The sequence below is a fragment of the Streptomyces sp. NPDC060205 genome, from assembly GCF_042728395.1.
Classification (GTDB): domain Bacteria; phylum Actinomycetota; class Actinomycetes; order Streptomycetales; family Streptomycetaceae; genus Streptomyces.
The window spans coordinates 1-14,934 of record NZ_JBHWZP010000231.1; the positions used below are offsets into that span (position 1 = coordinate 1).

Genomic DNA, 14,934 nt, shown 5'->3' on the forward strand with positions numbered 1-14,934 from the left:
GGCCGGGGCTCTCATCGGTACGGCGTCGGCGGAGTGTCACCGCACGGGATGTCCCGCCTCCCGCAGCGTCTGCTTCACCTGGCCGATGCGCAGGTCGCCGAAGTGGAAGACGGAGGCGGCGAGCACGGCGTCCGCGCCCGCGGTGACGGCCGGTGCGAAGTCGGCGAGCCGGCCCGCGCCTCCGGAGGCGATGACCGGGACCGTGACGTGCTTGCGCACCGCCCCGATCATCTCCAGGTCGTAGCCGTCCTTGGTGCCGTCGGCGTCCATCGAGTTGAGCAGGATCTCACCCGCGCCCAGCTCGGCGGCCCGGTGCGCCCACTCGACGGCGTCGATGCCGGTGCCCTCGCGACCGCCGTGGGTGGTCACCTCGAAGGTCCCGGCGGCCGTCCTGCGCGCGTCCACCGACAGGACCAGCACCTGCCGTCCGAAGCGCTCCGCGATCTCGCGGATCAGGTCGGGACGGGCGATGGCGGCGGTGTTGACGCCGACCTTGTCCGCGCCCGCCCGCAGCAGCTTGTCGACGTCCTCGGCGGTGCGTACCCCGCCGCCCACCGTGAGAGGGATGAACACCTGCTCGGCGGTGCGGCGCACCACGTCGTAGGTGGTCTCGCGGTTGCCGGAGGACGCGGTGATGTCGAGGAACGTCAGCTCGTCGGCGCCCTCGGCGTCGTACACCTTGGCCATCTCGACGGGGTCGCCCGCGTCGCGCAGGTTCTGGAAGTTGACGCCCTTGACGACCCGGCCGTTGTCGACGTCCAGGCAGGGGATGACACGTATGGCGAGGGTCATGACGCGGACGCCTCCCCCGGGGCCGCCTGCCGGTACGCCTCCACCTCGACCTCGACCACCAGGCTGGGGTCCACGAAACCGGAGACGATGATCATCGATGCCGCGGGCCGGACCGCGTCGAACACTTCCTTGTGGGCGCGCCCGATCTCCTCCACGTCACGCGCGTGCGTGAGGTACATGCGGGTCCGGACGACGTCCTCGCGGCCGAGGCCCAGCTGCTCCAGGGCCGCCAGCGCGACGCCGAAGGAGTTGACCGCCTGCTCGTAGGGGTCGCCCGCGACGATCTGGCCGTCCACCACGGAGGTGCAGCCGGAGACCAGCACCAGGCCGTTGGGGAGTTCCACCGCGCGGGAGTAGCCGAAGGCCTCCTCCCAGGGTGCGCCGGTGGTGACGCGTCGCAGGCCGCTCATACGGCCACCGCCGCGAGTGCCTCTTCCAGGGTGAAGGCCTTGGCGTACAGGGCCTTTCCGACGATCGCGCCCTCGACGCCGAGGGGGACGAGGTCGGCGATGGCGCGGAGGTCGTCCAGCGAGGACACGCCTCCGGAGGCGACCACGGGCCGGTCGGTGGCCGCGCAGACGTTCTTCAGGAGCTCCAGGTTCGGGCCCTGGAGGGTGCCGTCCTTGGCGATGTCGGTGACGACGTACCGCGCGCAGCCCTCCTTGTCGAGGCGCTCCAGCGTCTCGTAGAGGTCGCCGCCGTCGCGGGTCCAGCCGCGGCCGCGCAGGGTGGTGCCGCGGACGTCGAGGCCGACGGCGATCTGGTCGCCGTGCTCGGCGATGACCTTGGCGACCCACTCGGGGGTCTCCAGTGCGGCCGTGCCGAGGTTGACGCGGGTGCAGCCGGTGGCGAGGGCGGCGGCGAGGGTGTCGTCGTCGCGGATGCCGCCGGACAGTTCCACCTTGATGTCCATGGCGCGGGCGACCTCGGCGATCAGCGCGCGGTTGTCGCCCGTGCCGAACGCGGCGTCCAGGTCCACCAGGTGCAGCCACTCGGCGCCGGACCGCTGCCAGGCGAGGGCGGCGTCGAGGGGGGAACCGTACGAGGTCTCCGTGCCGGACTCGCCGTGCACGAGCCGCACGGCCTGGCCGTCACGGACGTCGACGGCGGGGAGGAGTTCGAGCTTGGCCATGGTCTACAGGGTTCCGATCCAGTTGGTGAGCAGCTGGGCTCCGGCGTCGCCGGACTTCTCGGGGTGGAACTGGGTGGCCCACAGGGCGCCGTTCTCGACGGCGGCCACGAAGGGCTTGCCGTGCGTGGACCAGGTGACGAGCGGGGAGCGCATCGCCGGGTTCGCGGTCTCCAGGGACCAGTCGTGGACGGCGTACGAGTGCACGAAGTAGAAGCGCGCGTCGGCGTCGAGGCCGGCGAAGAGCTTCGTGCCGGCCGGTGCCTCGACGGTGTTCCAGCCCATGTGGGGCACGACGTCGGCCTGGAGCGGCTCGACCGAGCCGGGCCACTCGTCGAGGCCCTCGGTCTCGACGCCGTGCTCGATGCCGCGCTCGAAGAGGATCTGCATCCCGACGCAGATGCCCAGGACCGGGCGTCCGCCGGCGAGGCGGCGGCCGACGATCCAGTCGCCGCGCGCGTCCCGCAGGCCCTTCATGCAGGCGGCGAAGGCGCCGACGCCCGGCACCAGCAGCCCGTCCGCGTTCATGGCCTTGTCGTAGTCGCGGGTGATCTCGACGTCGGCGCCCGCGCGCGCGAGGGCGCGTTCGGCGGACCGCACGTTCCCGAAGCCGTAGTCAAAGACGACCACTCGCTTGGAAGGGGTACTCAATTCCACACCTCCAGGCGGACGACACCGGCGACGAGGCACATGGCCGCGCCGATGGACAGCAGGATGATCAGGCTCTTGGGCATCTGCTGCTTGACGAAGGAGTAGACGCCGCCGAGCAGGAAGAGCCCGACGACGATCAGGACGGTGGAGAGGCCGCTCATGTCTTACAGCGCGCCCTTCGTGGAGGGAAGGATGCCCGCCGCGCGCGGGTCGCGCTCGGAGGCGTACCGCAGGGCCCGGGCGAGCGCCTTGAACTGGCACTCCACGATGTGGTGGGCGTTGCGCCCGTACGGCACGTGCACGTGCAGGGCGATCTGCGCCTGGGCGACGAAGGACTCCAGGATGTGCCGGGTCATCGTCGTGTCGTACTCGCCGATCATCGGCGCCATCTTCTCGGGCTCGGTGTGCACGAGGTAGGGGCGGCCGGAGAGGTCGACGGTGACCTGGGCGAGCGACTCGTCCAGCGGGACGGTGCAGTTGCCGAAGCGGTAGATGCCGACCTTGTCGCCGAGCGCCTGCTTGAAGGCGCCGCCCAGGGCGAGGGCGGTGTCCTCGATGGTGTGGTGCGAGTCGATGTGCAGGTCGCCCTCGGTCTTCACGGTCAGGTCGAACAGACCGTGCCGGCCGAGCTGGTCGAGCATGTGGTCGTAGAAGCCGACGCCTGTCGACACATCGACCTTCCCGCTGCCGTCGAGGTCGATCTCGACGACGACGGAGGTCTCCTTGGTGTTCCGTTCGACACGGCCTACGCGGCTCATGCGCTCTGCTCCTTCGGGGGTGCGGGGGTGTCCCCCGCAGGCACGGATGTCTGCAAATCGCGCGGCAGTGCACGGACCGCGGCGAGGAACGCGTCGTTCTCGGCGGGGGTGCCCGCGGTGACCCGCAGCCATCCCGGTACGCCGTTGTCCCGGACCAGGACGCCCTGGTCGAGGATCAGCCGCCAGGCCTCGTGCGAGCCGGCCGCGCCGTCGAACCGTCCGAACTGGACGAAGTTGGCGTCGGACTCGGTCACCTCGAAGCCCAGCGCGCGCAGCTCGGCCACCAGCCGGTCACGCTCCGTCTTCAGCTGCTCGACGTATCCGAGCAGGGTGTCGGTGTGCTCCAGTGCGGCCAGCGCGGTCGCCTGGGTGACGGCCGACAGGTGGTACGGCAGCCGTACGAGCTGGACGGCGTCCACGACCGCCGGGTGGGCGGCGAGGTAGCCGAGACGCAGCCCGGCCGCGCCGAACGCCTTCGACATGGTGCGTGAGACGACGAGATTCGGCCGATCTTCCAGCAGCGGCAGCAGTGACTCACCGTGACTGAACTCGACGTAGGCCTCGTCGACGACGACCATCGCGCCGGCGCTGTTGGCCCTGGCCGTCTGCGCCGCCTCGTACAGCGCGAGGACCGTGGCGGCCGGAACCGCGTTGCCCGTGGGGTTGTTGGGGGTGGTGATGAACACGACGTCGGGCCGGTGCTCCGCGATGGCCTGTTCGGCCGCGGCCACGTCGATCGTGAAGTCGTCGCCTCGGGGACCGGAGATCCATCCGGTCCCGGTGCCGCGCGCGATGAGCCCGTGCATCGAGTACGAGGGCTCGAAGCCGATCGCGGTGCGGCCGGGCCCGCCGAAGGTCTGCAGCAGCTGCTGGATGACCTCGTTCGAGCCGTTGGCCGCCCACACGTTCTCGACGCCGACCACGTGCCGGCCGGTCTTCGTCAGATAGGCGGCCAGTTCGGTGCGCAGCTCCACCGCGTCCCGGTCGGGGTAGCGGTTGAGGTGGCGCGCGGCCTCGCGCACCCGCTCGGCGATCCGCTCGACGAGCGGCTCGGGCAGCGGGTACGGATTCTCGTTGGTGTTGAGCCGTACGGGCACGTCGAGCTGCGGCGCGCCGTACGGGGACTTGCCGCGCAGCTCGTCGCGGACGGGCAGATCTTCTATACCGAAAGGCCTGCCGGACGAGGTGCCGGTCGAGCTGTCGGAGGAATTGCCGCGAGTACTCACTTGCCGGGCACCTTCCAGCCGAACCGCGCCTTGACCGCAGCGCCGTGGGCGGGGAGGTCCTCCGCCTCGGCGAGCGTCACGACGTGGTGGGCGACCTCCGCGAGCGCGTCGCGGGTGTAGTCGACGATGTGGATGCCGCGCAGGAACGACTGGACGGACAGGCCCGAGGAGTGGCAGGCGCAGCCGCCGGTCGGCAGGACGTGGTTGGAGCCGGCCGCGTAGTCGCCGAGCGAGACGGGCGCCCAGGGCCCGACGAAGACCGCGCCGGCGTTCGTGACCCGGTCGGCGACCGCGTGCGCGTCGACCGTCTGGATCTCCAGGTGCTCGGCGCCGTAGGCGTTGACCACCCGCAGGCCCTCCTCCACGCCGTCGACCAGCACGATCGCGGACTGCCTGCCGGCGAGCGCCGGGACGATCCGGTCCTCGATGTGCTTGGTGGCGGCGACCTGCGGTTCCAGTTCCTTGGCGACCGCGTCGGCCAGCACGAGGGAGTCGGTGACGAGGACGGCGGCGGCGAGCGGGTCGTGCTCGGCCTGGCTGATCAGGTCGGAGGCGACGTGCACCGGGTCGGCGCTCTCGTCGGCGAGGATCGCGATCTCGGTCGGACCGGCCTCGGCGTCGATGCCGATCCGGCCGGCGAAGTAGCGCTTGGCCGCGGCGACCCAGATGTTGCCGGGGCCCGTGACCATGTTGGCGGGCGGGCAGGACTCGGTGCCGTACGCGAACATCGCGACGGCGGTCGCGCCGCCGGCCGCGTACACCTCGTCGATGCCGAGCAGCGCGCAGGCGGCCAGGATCGTCGGGTGCGGCAGGCCGCCGAAGTCGGACTGGGCGGGCGAGGCGAGCGCGATCGACGCGACGCCCGCCTCCTGCGCCGGGACCACGTTCATGATCACGGACGAGGGGTAGACCGACCGGCCGCCGGGCGCGTACAGCCCGACGCGGTCGACGGGCACCCATTTCTCGGTGACCGAGCCGCCGGGGACCACCTGGGTGGTGTGGGTGGAGCGGCGCTGCTCGCGGTGGACGGTGCGGGCGCGGCGGATCGACTCCTCCAGGGCCGCGCGCACGTCCGGATCGAGCTGGTCGAGCGCGTCCGTGAGGGCCTGCGCGGGAACCCGTACGGACTCAAGGCGTACGCCGTCGAACTTCTCCGCGTAGTCGATCAGCGCCGCGTCGCCCCGATGATGCACGGCCTCGCAGATCGGACGCACCTTCTCCAGGGCGGCCGAAACGTCGAAGTCGGCTCGGGGCAGCAGGTCGCGCAGGGCGGGTCCCTCGGGGAGGGCGTCGCCGCGCAGATCGATTCGGGAGATCACGTGACTAATTCTCTCAGACGGCCGTCGGGCGTCGGACGGCTGTATCAATCGCTGATACGCGCCGGGGGTCGTCGGTCGGCGGGTGGCTTGATCCGGCCCCCCATGGTCACTGAGAGCAACGACGGTCACTCTCGGCGTTCAGGCGCCGACTCAGCGGGCATCACAGGGACGGCTGTACGAACCGGCGAGTAACTGAGGAGAGAGAGAACATCGTGACCGATGGGGCCGGCCTGCGCGTCGGCGAACTGCCCGACGACCTGAGCGCGGCCGAGGCGGGCATGTGGCAGGCGTTCCGCAACGGCAGCGTGTACGACCTGCGGGCCGGGGACACCGTCGTCGACGATCCGCACGGTGGCCATCCGTGGGGCCCGGAGCGCACGGTACGGGCCAGGATCGTGTGCTGGCTGCTGCTCAACGGCCCGCCCGCACTGGACGGCCGCGTGGCCTCCCTCAAACTCACCGGGGTGCAGATCGTCGACCCGCTCGATCTCGCGGGCGGCACCGTCGAGCCGTACGTGGAGATGAAGGGCTGCCGCTTCGAGAAGGAGATCCTGCTGCCGGAGTCCCGGTTCACGACGCTGCGGCTGGTGGACTGCGCGATACCGCGCCTGGAGGCGGCCCGGCTGCACACCGAGGGCGATCTGCATCTGCCGCGCTGCCACTTCCACAACGGCGTGCGCCTCACCGACGCGCACATAGGCACGGACCTGCTGCTCAACCAGGCGGTGATCTACCGGGACCGGCGCGACAACTCCCTCGTCGGCGACGGGATGACCATCGGGCAGGACCTGCAGGCCGAGATGATGGAGTCGCACGGCGAGCTGAGTCTGCGCGGCGCGAAGGTCGGCGTCTCGCTCAGCCTGCGCGGCAGCCGGCTGGCCAATCCGTACGGCCGCCGGGCGCTGAACGCACCGCAGCTGACCGTCGAGCGCACCATGTACCTGACCCCCGCGGGCATCGGCGACCCCGTGCTGACCAGCGGCCGGACCCCCGCCCGGGGCACCCGCGTGCAGCGGTTCGAGTGCGAGGGCGGGATCCGGCTCGACGACGGCCGGTTCGGCGACGCGGTGGACTTCGAGCAGGCCCGCCTCACCCTGCGCGACGACCAGGAGATCTCGCTGCGCCGCGTCCAGGTGCCCGAGCTGCGGTTCCTCGGCCGGCGTCCGCAGCGCGGGCGGGTCGTGCTGAACGGGGCGCGGGTGGTCACCCTCATCGACCAGGCGACCAGCTGGCCGGGCGCGGGCCAGCTGCAGATGGGCGGCTTCCAGTACGAGTACCTGGTGCCGCGCGGCCCGTTCCCGCTGGCCCGGCGCCTGCAGTGGGTGGCCGCCGCCACGCCCGAGTACAGCCCGGAGCCGTACGAGCGGCTGGCGACCGTGCTGCGCAACGGCGGCGAGGACGAGGAGGCCCGCGAGGTGCTGCTCGCCAAGCAGCGCCACCGCCGCGAGAACCTGCCGATCGCGGCCAAGCTGTGGGGTTACGTGCAGGACTGGGCGGTCGCCTACGGGTACCGGCCGGGACGTGCGGCCATCTGGATGGGCGTGCTCTGGGCGGTGACCTCCTTCGCCTTCGGGCACGCCGACCATCCGCCGCTCAAGAACGGTGAGCATCCGCCGTGGAACCCGTCGATCTTCGCCCTGGACCTGCTGCTGCCGCTCATCGACCTCGGCCAGGCCGGCTACTGGCAGCTGCGCGGCGGCTGGCAGTGGCTGGCCGCGGTGGTGATCCTGCTGGGCTGGGTCCTGGCGACGACGGTGGCGGCGGGCGCCACCCGCACCCTCCGCCGAGGCTGACCGACACCTGAGCAACAGTCACCTTTTACCCGCCCTTGACCAATCCCCAAGCAACCAAACCACGGTTACGAAAGCGTCACCGCACACCCCCTGGTACGGGTCCGACCTGCGGTTTTCAATGGACCCACCATGGCACTGCTGCGAGCGCTCCTCCGTACGGTCCGGATGGCGCGGAACACTTCGAGTCTCGCCGCCGGTCTGCCCGACGACGACGAGGTGCTGCTCGACGCCCCCGACGAGCGGCTCGGACCGGCCCTGGTCGCGGCGGGCCGCGGCGAGTACGGACCGGCCGGAAAACTGCTGTCCACCACCCGCGAGTCCGCCGAGTGGGAGAACCGGGACCGGTACACGACCCGCCTCGCGGCCTTCGCCCTCTCCCGCGGCGAATGGTTCGACGACTGGCGCTCCGCCGCCCCGCACGACCCGGACGCGGCCCTCGTCAAGGCCGAACTCGCGGTCTGCCGGAGCTGGCGGTCACCGGCCCGCGCCGAACTGCTGCGCCAGGTCGGACCGCTGATCTCCGCCGCCGCCGAGGGCGCCCCGCGCGACCCCGTGCCGTGGCGGATCGCGCTGGACCACGCCCGCGGCACGAACGCGTCGCACACCGAGTTCGAGCAGCTGTGGGCGCAGGCAGTGCGCCGCTCCCCGCACCACTACGGCTGCCATGTGGCCGCCCTGCAGTACCTGTCCGCCGCCTGGTACGGCTCGCACCGCGAGTGCTTCGACTTCGCCGAGCGCGCCGCCCAGGACGCGCTGCCCGGCTCCCTGGTCCAGGCCCTGCCCGTACGGGCTGCCTTCGCCTATCTCACCGAGGGCGGCGGGGCCGCCGTCGCCCGCGAGCGCCTCGACTCGGCGGCCGACCTGGCGATCGCCCTCTCCGCTCAGTACGCGGACGCCGACCCGTGGCCCGCGGAGGTCCGCAATCTCCTCACCTATGTGCTGGTCAGGCTGGAACGCTGGGAGGACGCGCTGGAACAACTGCGCCGGATCGGCCCGTACGCCACCTCGTTCCCCTGGGACCGGGTCTCGGACGATCCGCTCGGCCAGTTCCTCGAACTGCGCGACGGGATCCGGATCCAGGTGGCCGCGGACCGGCCCCTGCGGACACGGATCGGGGATCTTCCGCATCCACGGAGTGAGCACGGCGGACCTGCGCCCTCCGGTGACCATTAGGCTTTCGGGTCGTGACCACCGTCCGGCTCCCACTCTTCCCCCTGAACTCGGTGCTGTTTCCCGGGCTCGTCCTGCCGCTGAACATCTTCGAGGAGCGCTATCGCGCGATGATGCGGGATCTGCTCAAGACCCCCGAGGACGAACCGCGCCGGTTCGCCGTCGTCGCCATCCGCGACGGCCACGAGGTCGCGGCCACCTCGCCCGGCATGCCCGACCAGACGGCCGTACCGCAGCGCGGGCCCTCGGCCGGCTTCGGCGACGAACCGCTGAAGGCCTTCCACGCGGTGGGCTGCATCGCCGACGCGGCGACGATCCGGGAACGGGCCGACGGCAGCTTCGAGGTACTGGCCACCGGGACGACCCGGGTAAGGCTGGCCTCCGTGGACGCCTCCGGGGCCTATCTGACGGCCGACCTCGAAGAACTGCCGGAGGAGCCCGGCGAAGAGGCCGGGGCGCTGGCGGAAGGGGTGCTGCGGGCGTTCCGGCAGTACCAGAAGCGGCTGGCGGGCGCGCGGGAGCGCTCGCTCGCCACCGGGGCCGATCTCCCCGACGAGCCGTCCGTCGTCTCGTACCTGGTCGCGGCGGCGGCGATGCTGGACGTCCCGGCGAAGCAGCGGCTGCTCCAGGCACCGGACATCGCGTCCCGGCTGCGCGAGGAGCTGACGCTGCTGCGGGCGGAGACCGCGATCATTCGCAATCTGCCCTCGTTGCCCGCGTCGGAGCTGACGCGCGGGCCCACGAGCCTCAACTGAAGGAACGTCCCTTGGCCAAGAAGGCGAAGAAGCAGCAGCAGACGGGCGGGACGCCGGCGACCGTGGCGCTCGCCGCGGCCGGGGTCGAGTTCACGGTCCACGCCTACGAACACGACCCGGCGCACCCCTCGTACGGGGAGGAGGCCGCCGAGGCCATGGGGGTGTCCCCGGACCGGGTCTTCAAGACGCTCGTCGCGGACGTCGACGGGGACCTGACCGTGGCCGTCGTGCCCGTGGCGGGCTCCCTCGACCTGAAGGCGCTGGCGGCGGCGGTGGGCGGCAAGCGGGCCGCGATGGCCGACCCGGCCGCCGCGGAACGCACCACGGGGTACGTCCGCGGGGGCATCTCACCGCTCGGGCAGCGCAAGCGGCTGCGTACGGTGCTGGACGCGTCCGCGCGCGGGCACGCCACGATCTGCGTCTCCGCGGGGCGGCGGGGGCTGGAGGTCGAGCTGGCCCCCGACGACCTCGCGCGGCTCACCGGCGCGGTGGTGGCCGCCGTCGGGCGGGACTGACCCTCACGACGGGCGTGCGCGGCCTCTCGACGGGGGCCGGGTTCTCGGTTAAGTACCGAGGACATGTCGAAGAAGACGCGTAAGCGGAAGTGGCGTATCCGTAAGGGGCGGGCGAATCATGGGCGCCGGCCGGCGTGAACGCTCCGCTTCGAGGTTGTGCGTCGGCTGCGGGTGCGTCGTGGCCGGCCGCGGAGTTCCCCGCGCCCCTCGGGGCGCCCCTGCGGGGCTGCCCCGTCCTGGGTGGCCGTCAGGCCTGCGGGGGCTGTGGGTAGTACGGGGACCGGGTCTCGAAGGGGTCCGGGTCCCTGGGGGCGAAGAGGGCCGTCAGGCCCAGGTGGATGAGCAGGGCCGAGACGGACCACGCCAGCAGGGCGCCCTTCGCGCCGAGTTCCAGCGGGGCGTCGAAGGTGACGCCCTTGCCTGCCTCCTTGGCGTGCGCGACCACGTCCTGGGTGGGGCCGAGCCAGATGCCGAGGCGCCAGGCGACCAGGGAACCGAGGACGCCGCCGACGGTGAGGGCGACGACGAGCGCGATACCGCCCCGGCGCCGCAGCAGGAACACCACCAGCGCGCTGACCAGGCCGAGGCCGAGCGCCAGCAGAGTGAACGTTCCGTCCACGCCGATGGCCTGCTCCCCCTCCGTGTCCGCGAGGTAGACGGTGGTGTCGTCCGAGACCAGCGGCACGTGCGGTGCCAGCCACCACCACAGGACACCGAGCAGCAGTCCGGCGACCGCCATCGCGACCGTGACGATCGCGGCCTCGCGCAGCTCTGTCTTCATTCCGGGACCGTCCTCCTGATGACCGAGCCCGTACCCGGCGGGCGGCGCCTGCCAGGCGTCGTGCGGCGGCTGGTGGTGCGGCGGCGGAGGCGGGTTCAGCGGTGCGGTCACACCGACATCGTGCCAGGCCCGCCTGTCGGGCGCGTCACCGGACGGCCGCCCGGCGGTAGGCCCAGGTCGCCACGGCCAGCGAGGCGACGCCGACACCCGCGCAGACGGCGAGGTCGAGCAGCACGAGACCCCAGTCCGGGTCGGGCCCGAAGGTCAGCCCGAGGGCCTCCACCCCGTAGGTGGAGGGCATCAGATCGCGCGCCCACTGCACGAACGTCGGCAGCCGGTCCGGCGGCAGCACACCGAGCAGCAGCGCGGCGGACATGCCCAACTGGCCGAGCAGGGTGGCCAGCTCGGGGCGGGGCGCGAGCAGCCCGAGCGCCGCTCCGAGCCCGGCGAGCGCCGCGCCCGCGAGCGGGATGACGGCGACGAGGATCCACAGGTGCGTCAGCGGCAACTGGAAGAGGACGCTGCCCACGACGGCGGTCACCAGCGTCCCCGGCACGGTGAAGGAGGCGTACGCGGCGGCGGCGCCCAGCACGACGGCGGCGGGCGGTACGGGCAGCGTCGCGTAGTGGTCGAGACCGCCGCTGGCGCGCAGTTGGCCGAAGTACTGGGCGAGCAGGTTGAGCGCGACGAACGCGACCACGAGGACCGACGAACCGGCGACCACGGCCCGTGCCTCGCCGCCGCCGTCCACGACCCCGCGCATCAGGACCATGATCCCGATCGACTGGAAGGTCGCCACGAACAGCAGCGGGATCCGCGCCACCCTGGCCCGGGAGAGCTGCGCCCGGTAGACGGCGGCCAGCGCGGGCCACAGCCGCGCGCGCGGCCCGAGCACGGCCACGGCACGGGCACCGTCCTCGGTGTCCACGCTCCGGCTCCCGTCCACGCGGGCTGCGCCGGGCAGGATCTCGGCGGGTACGACACTCACGTCGAGCGGCTCCTGTTCGCTTCGGCTGTCGTCCTGTACCTGTTCCGTACGGCTGCGGAGGCCGGCGTGCTCATGCCTTGACCAACCCCCGTACGCTTCCGGCGCTGCCGCCCAGTGCCAGATACACGTCCTCCAGGCTCGGGGTGGCGAGCGTGAAGTCGTCCAGGGCCGCGAAGGCGGCGCCGCCGGTGACCGCCGCGACGGCCGCGCGGGCCTCCTCGGGGGAGAGCCGCAGCGACCAGCGACGGCCCGACTCTACGGCGCGGTCGCGCAGGGCCGCGACTTCCGGTACGTCGAGCGGGGCGCGCTCGCGCCAGACGAGTTCGAGCCGCACCTCGCCGGCGACCTGTTCCTTGAGGCCGGAGGGGGTGTCGCAGGCGATGACGCGGCCCCGGTCGAGCACGGCGACCCGGTCGAGGACGGTCTCCGCCTCGATGACGTTGTGGGTGACCAGCAGCACCGTCGTGGCGTGCTCGGCCCGGCGCCGGTCGACGGCGCTCCAGACGGCCCGCCGTGCGACGGGGTCCATGCCGGTGGTGGGTTCGTCGAGGACGAGGAAGGGCCGTGCGCCGACGAGGGTGGTGGCGAAGCAGGCGAGCCGCCGCTGTCCGCCGGACAGCTTCTTCAGGGGCCGCGAGGCGAGCGCGGTGAGCCCCAGCTCCTCCAGGACCGCGTCCCGCTCGGCCCGCGCGCCGCGCACGTCGAGCCCGCGCAGCCGGCCGGTGGTCTCCGCGGCGAGCGACACGGTCAGCTCGTCGAGCGCGGTGGACTCCTGCCCGAGGTACGCGAGGATGCGCGACGCCCGCTCGGGGTGGCGCACGATGTCGTGCCCGAGGATCTCGACGCTGCCGCGGTCGGGGCGCATCAGCCCGGTCAGCTGGCGTACGAGGGTGGTCTTGCCGGCGCCGTTCGGCCCGAGCAGCCCGAAGATCTCGCCCTGCCGGATGTCGATGCGGACGCCGTCGGTGGCCCGCACCTCGGGGGTCGCGGGCTGCCCGCGCCGGCCGCGCACCGCCGGATACGTCTTCGTAAGATCCCGCACGGCACACACGACATCCCCACCGTGCCCGTCCCGGACTGCCTGTGCGGTGCGCGTACTCACGAGACCCGAGACTACGGGGTCCCACCCCACGAACGACGCGCGGGGAGGACATACCTGCCAGGAATGGGCACCGCCGCCCTCTTCAAGACCCGCGAGGAGCGCCCGTCAGCGGCGGGGGGACAGGGCGCAGCCCGTCCCGAGGGGCGCGGGGAACTGCGCGACCAACCCCCACCGACCCGCACCCGACAACAAACCCCCACCTACTCCCCCGCGGGAGCATGCTCCGTGGCGGCCCGCACATCGATCTCCCGCCAGAACCCCGCCCGAATCGCATACCGATCATGCTCATCGATCTGATCGTCCTTGTGCGCGAGCAACCCGAACCGCGCCGCGTACCGCAACAACTCCCCGTCGATCCGATGCGGCACCCGCGGATACATCGTGGACAGCTTCGGCAGCTGCGCCTGGTCGGCCAGCCGCTCCATCCACCGCCGCGCGAACACCTGCCCGACCTCGAACGGATCACCACCGACCGTGGTGATGTCCTCCTCCCGGTCGGCCCACCGCTGCTCCGCCGAGGTGAGCTGCGCGAGCGTGGGCAGCTGCGCGGCCTCCGGGCTCTCCGCCGGGGCGGCGCCGGGCCGGTCCACCCACCCCTTGTCGGACGACCAGCGCAGCGTCGCGTTCGCGGGATGCTGCCCCGCCGCGCTGCCGGGCACGGGCGGCCCGGGCGCCCGCAGCGCGGCCAGATCCTTCGGCGTGGGCACACCCTTCGCGGCCGGCACCCGCGCCTCCGCGCCGTTCTCGCCGGGCGCGGCCTGCGCGTGCTCGGCCTGGGCCGCGGTCCGTTCCCCCACGCCCCGCTCACCGGCGGAGCCCAGTGCGGAGGACGGCGCGGAGCCGAGCCCGGCGCTCAGCGCGGAGTCGGGCAGCGGCGCGGAGAGGATCGCGGCGATCTCGGGCCGCGGCACGGGCGGCGGCGCGCAGACCCCGCCGAGCTCCTTGGCCCGGACGGCCTTGGTGATCCAGGTCCGGTCGAGCACACGCCGCTCGTCGGCCTCGGCGACGAGGTCCTCGGACTGGTTGTAGTCGCCGTCCGCGGCCTGCACGGCCCACAGGTGCACGGCGACCCCGTGTTCCTTGGCGGCCATCATGCCGGGCAGCAGATCCCCGTCGCCGGTGACGAGCACGACGTCGGAGCAGGCCCGGTTGCGCGCCAGCTCGGTCAGCTCGGCGTGCATGGCGGCGTCGACGCCCTTCTGCGCCCACCGCCCGTCGCTGCGGGTCAGCGCGCCGAGGCGCACGGTGACCCGGGGCATCACCCGCAGCCTGCGGTGTTCCGGCTGCGGTACGCGGTCGGGGGCGCCGTCGAACCAGTAGATGCGCAGCAGGGGCCGATCCGTCTCGGACTCGGCGCGCTCGCGCAGCCCCTGGATGAGGGCGGCGTGGTCCACGGTGATCCGGGATCGCGAGGGTTCCCCGGCGAGGAGACTGGCAGCGGCCCCGAGCAGATAACCGGCGTCCACCAGGACGATGCAGCGGTCCACGCGATCCACCCTCTTTCCGGGAGGTTTGCTTCGGGCTTCCTTCGAGTCTGCCCGACCACGCGGAGGTTAACGGCCGGAACTCGATCTTCGGCGTGGCGGATCGGGATGTCACGCACCCACAGGCCTTATTACGCACGGTAATTCTCCGAAATGCGTGACTCGTCAGCCTATGTGAGTCTGGTCCCGGCCCTGGCCCCTGAAAACCCCGTAGGAGGCAGCACCATGGCCAAGAACAAGAACCGTAAACAGGGCGGCGATCAGGACCGCTCGTCGCAGCCGGAGCGCGCGCAGGAGCAGTCCGAGCGGTCCTCGGCACAGGAGCGGCAGTCGCCGGTGTCGCAGATCCAGGGCAGCCCCGCCGATGTCGCCCGTAAGCACCAGAAGCGTTTCGGCCACAACTGAGCGAAGCGCACGGGCCCTTGCGGCCCAGGCACACGCCGAGGGGCGCACCCGTGCACGGGTGCGCCC

Annotated in this window: 17 protein-coding genes; 5 read left to right on the plus strand and 12 right to left on the minus strand. The window is 72.4% G+C overall.

Annotated elements, in window-relative coordinates; translation table 11 throughout:
* Nucleotides 1-36: 36 nt before the first annotated feature.
* Genes hisF through hisD form a run of 8 tightly spaced genes read right to left on the minus strand, consistent with a single transcriptional unit; the run spans nt 37 to nt 5,875 of the window.
* On the minus strand, nt 37-792 hold the full coding sequence (gene hisF, locus ACFWGJ_RS31125) for an imidazole glycerol phosphate synthase subunit HisF (protein ID WP_387331362.1): 756 nt from the start codon (nt 790-792) through the stop codon (nt 37-39).
* On the minus strand, nt 789-1,202 hold the full coding sequence (locus ACFWGJ_RS31130) for a RidA family protein (protein ID WP_387331364.1): 414 nt from the start codon (nt 1,200-1,202) through the stop codon (nt 789-791). Before ACFWGJ_RS31130 ends, hisF begins: the two co-directional genes overlap by 4 nt.
* On the minus strand, nt 1,199-1,924 hold the full coding sequence (gene priA / locus ACFWGJ_RS31135) for a bifunctional 1-(5-phosphoribosyl)-5-((5-phosphoribosylamino)methylideneamino)imidazole-4-carboxamide isomerase/phosphoribosylanthranilate isomerase PriA (protein WP_387331366.1): 726 nt from the start codon (nt 1,922-1,924) through the stop codon (nt 1,199-1,201). The genes ACFWGJ_RS31130 and priA overlap by 4 nt, the downstream gene beginning before the upstream one ends.
* 3 nt (nt 1,925-1,927) lie before the next feature.
* Entirely contained in the window at nt 1,928-2,578 is a 651-nt protein-coding gene (hisH, locus tag ACFWGJ_RS31140) for an imidazole glycerol phosphate synthase subunit HisH (protein ID WP_387331368.1), read from the minus strand.
* Complete coding sequence (locus ACFWGJ_RS31145; protein ID WP_189769981.1) at nt 2,569-2,733, minus strand: hypothetical protein; 165 nt, start codon at nt 2,731-2,733, stop codon at nt 2,569-2,571. Before ACFWGJ_RS31145 ends, hisH begins: the two co-directional genes overlap by 10 nt.
* A 3-nt stretch (nt 2,734-2,736) precedes the next feature.
* Entirely contained in the window at nt 2,737-3,330 is a 594-nt protein-coding gene (hisB, locus tag ACFWGJ_RS31150) for an imidazoleglycerol-phosphate dehydratase HisB (RefSeq protein ID WP_055518513.1), read from the minus strand.
* Nucleotides 3,327-4,493 (minus strand): histidinol-phosphate transaminase, encoded by a 1,167-nt coding sequence (locus ACFWGJ_RS31155; protein ID WP_387331389.1) that lies wholly within the window; start codon nt 4,491-4,493, stop codon nt 3,327-3,329. The genes hisB and ACFWGJ_RS31155 overlap by 4 nt, the downstream gene beginning before the upstream one ends.
* 59 nt (nt 4,494-4,552) lie before the next feature.
* On the minus strand, nt 4,553-5,875 hold the full coding sequence (gene hisD, locus ACFWGJ_RS31160; protein WP_387331371.1) for a histidinol dehydrogenase: 1,323 nt from the start codon (nt 5,873-5,875) through the stop codon (nt 4,553-4,555).
* A 212-nt stretch (nt 5,876-6,087) separates the two neighbouring features.
* Here hisD and ACFWGJ_RS31165 point away from each other — a divergent pair, with 212 nt between their 5' ends.
* The 4 genes from ACFWGJ_RS31165 (at nt 6,088) to ybaK (ending at nt 10,108) form a co-directional block, all read left to right on the plus strand.
* Entirely contained in the window at nt 6,088-7,668 is a 1,581-nt protein-coding gene (locus ACFWGJ_RS31165; protein WP_387331373.1) for an oxidoreductase, read from the plus strand.
* Nucleotides 7,669-7,797: 129 nt separating this feature from the next.
* Nucleotides 7,798-8,841, plus strand: coding sequence for a hypothetical protein (locus ACFWGJ_RS31170; RefSeq protein ID WP_387331375.1), 1,044 nt, complete (start codon nt 7,798-7,800; stop codon nt 8,839-8,841).
* A gap of 11 nt (nt 8,842-8,852) precedes the next feature.
* Nucleotides 8,853-9,593, plus strand: a complete 741-nt coding sequence (locus tag ACFWGJ_RS31175; RefSeq protein WP_387331377.1) for an LON peptidase substrate-binding domain-containing protein — start codon at nt 8,853-8,855, stop codon at nt 9,591-9,593.
* A gap of 11 nt (nt 9,594-9,604) precedes the next feature.
* On the plus strand, nt 9,605-10,108 hold the full coding sequence (gene ybaK / locus ACFWGJ_RS31180; RefSeq protein WP_387331379.1) for a Cys-tRNA(Pro) deacylase: 504 nt from the start codon (nt 9,605-9,607) through the stop codon (nt 10,106-10,108).
* A 247-nt stretch (nt 10,109-10,355) separates the two neighbouring features.
* Here the strand turns inward: ybaK and ACFWGJ_RS31185 are convergent, their stop codons facing one another.
* The 4 genes from ACFWGJ_RS31185 to ACFWGJ_RS31200 all read right to left on the minus strand — a co-directional run bounded on the left by ACFWGJ_RS31185 (nt 10,356) and on the right by ACFWGJ_RS31200 (nt 14,466).
* Nucleotides 10,356-11,000 (minus strand): AAA family ATPase, encoded by a 645-nt coding sequence (locus tag ACFWGJ_RS31185; protein WP_387331381.1) that lies wholly within the window; start codon nt 10,998-11,000, stop codon nt 10,356-10,358.
* A gap of 34 nt (nt 11,001-11,034) precedes the next feature.
* A complete protein-coding gene (locus ACFWGJ_RS31190; RefSeq protein ID WP_247706297.1) occupies nt 11,035-11,877 on the minus strand; it encodes an ABC transporter permease in 843 nt (280 codons plus the stop codon).
* A gap of 70 nt (nt 11,878-11,947) precedes the next feature.
* Nucleotides 11,948-12,979 (minus strand): ABC transporter ATP-binding protein, encoded by a 1,032-nt coding sequence (locus tag ACFWGJ_RS31195; RefSeq protein ID WP_387331383.1) that lies wholly within the window; start codon nt 12,977-12,979, stop codon nt 11,948-11,950.
* Nucleotides 12,980-13,179: 200 nt separating this feature from the next.
* Entirely contained in the window at nt 13,180-14,466 is a 1,287-nt protein-coding gene (locus ACFWGJ_RS31200) for an NYN domain-containing protein (RefSeq protein ID WP_387331385.1), read from the minus strand.
* A 222-nt stretch (nt 14,467-14,688) separates the two neighbouring features.
* On the opposite strand from ACFWGJ_RS31200, the gene ACFWGJ_RS31205 reads away from it, so the two are divergent.
* Complete coding sequence (locus tag ACFWGJ_RS31205; protein WP_387331387.1) at nt 14,689-14,868, plus strand: hypothetical protein; 180 nt, start codon at nt 14,689-14,691, stop codon at nt 14,866-14,868.
* Nucleotides 14,869-14,934 lie beyond the last annotated feature (66 nt).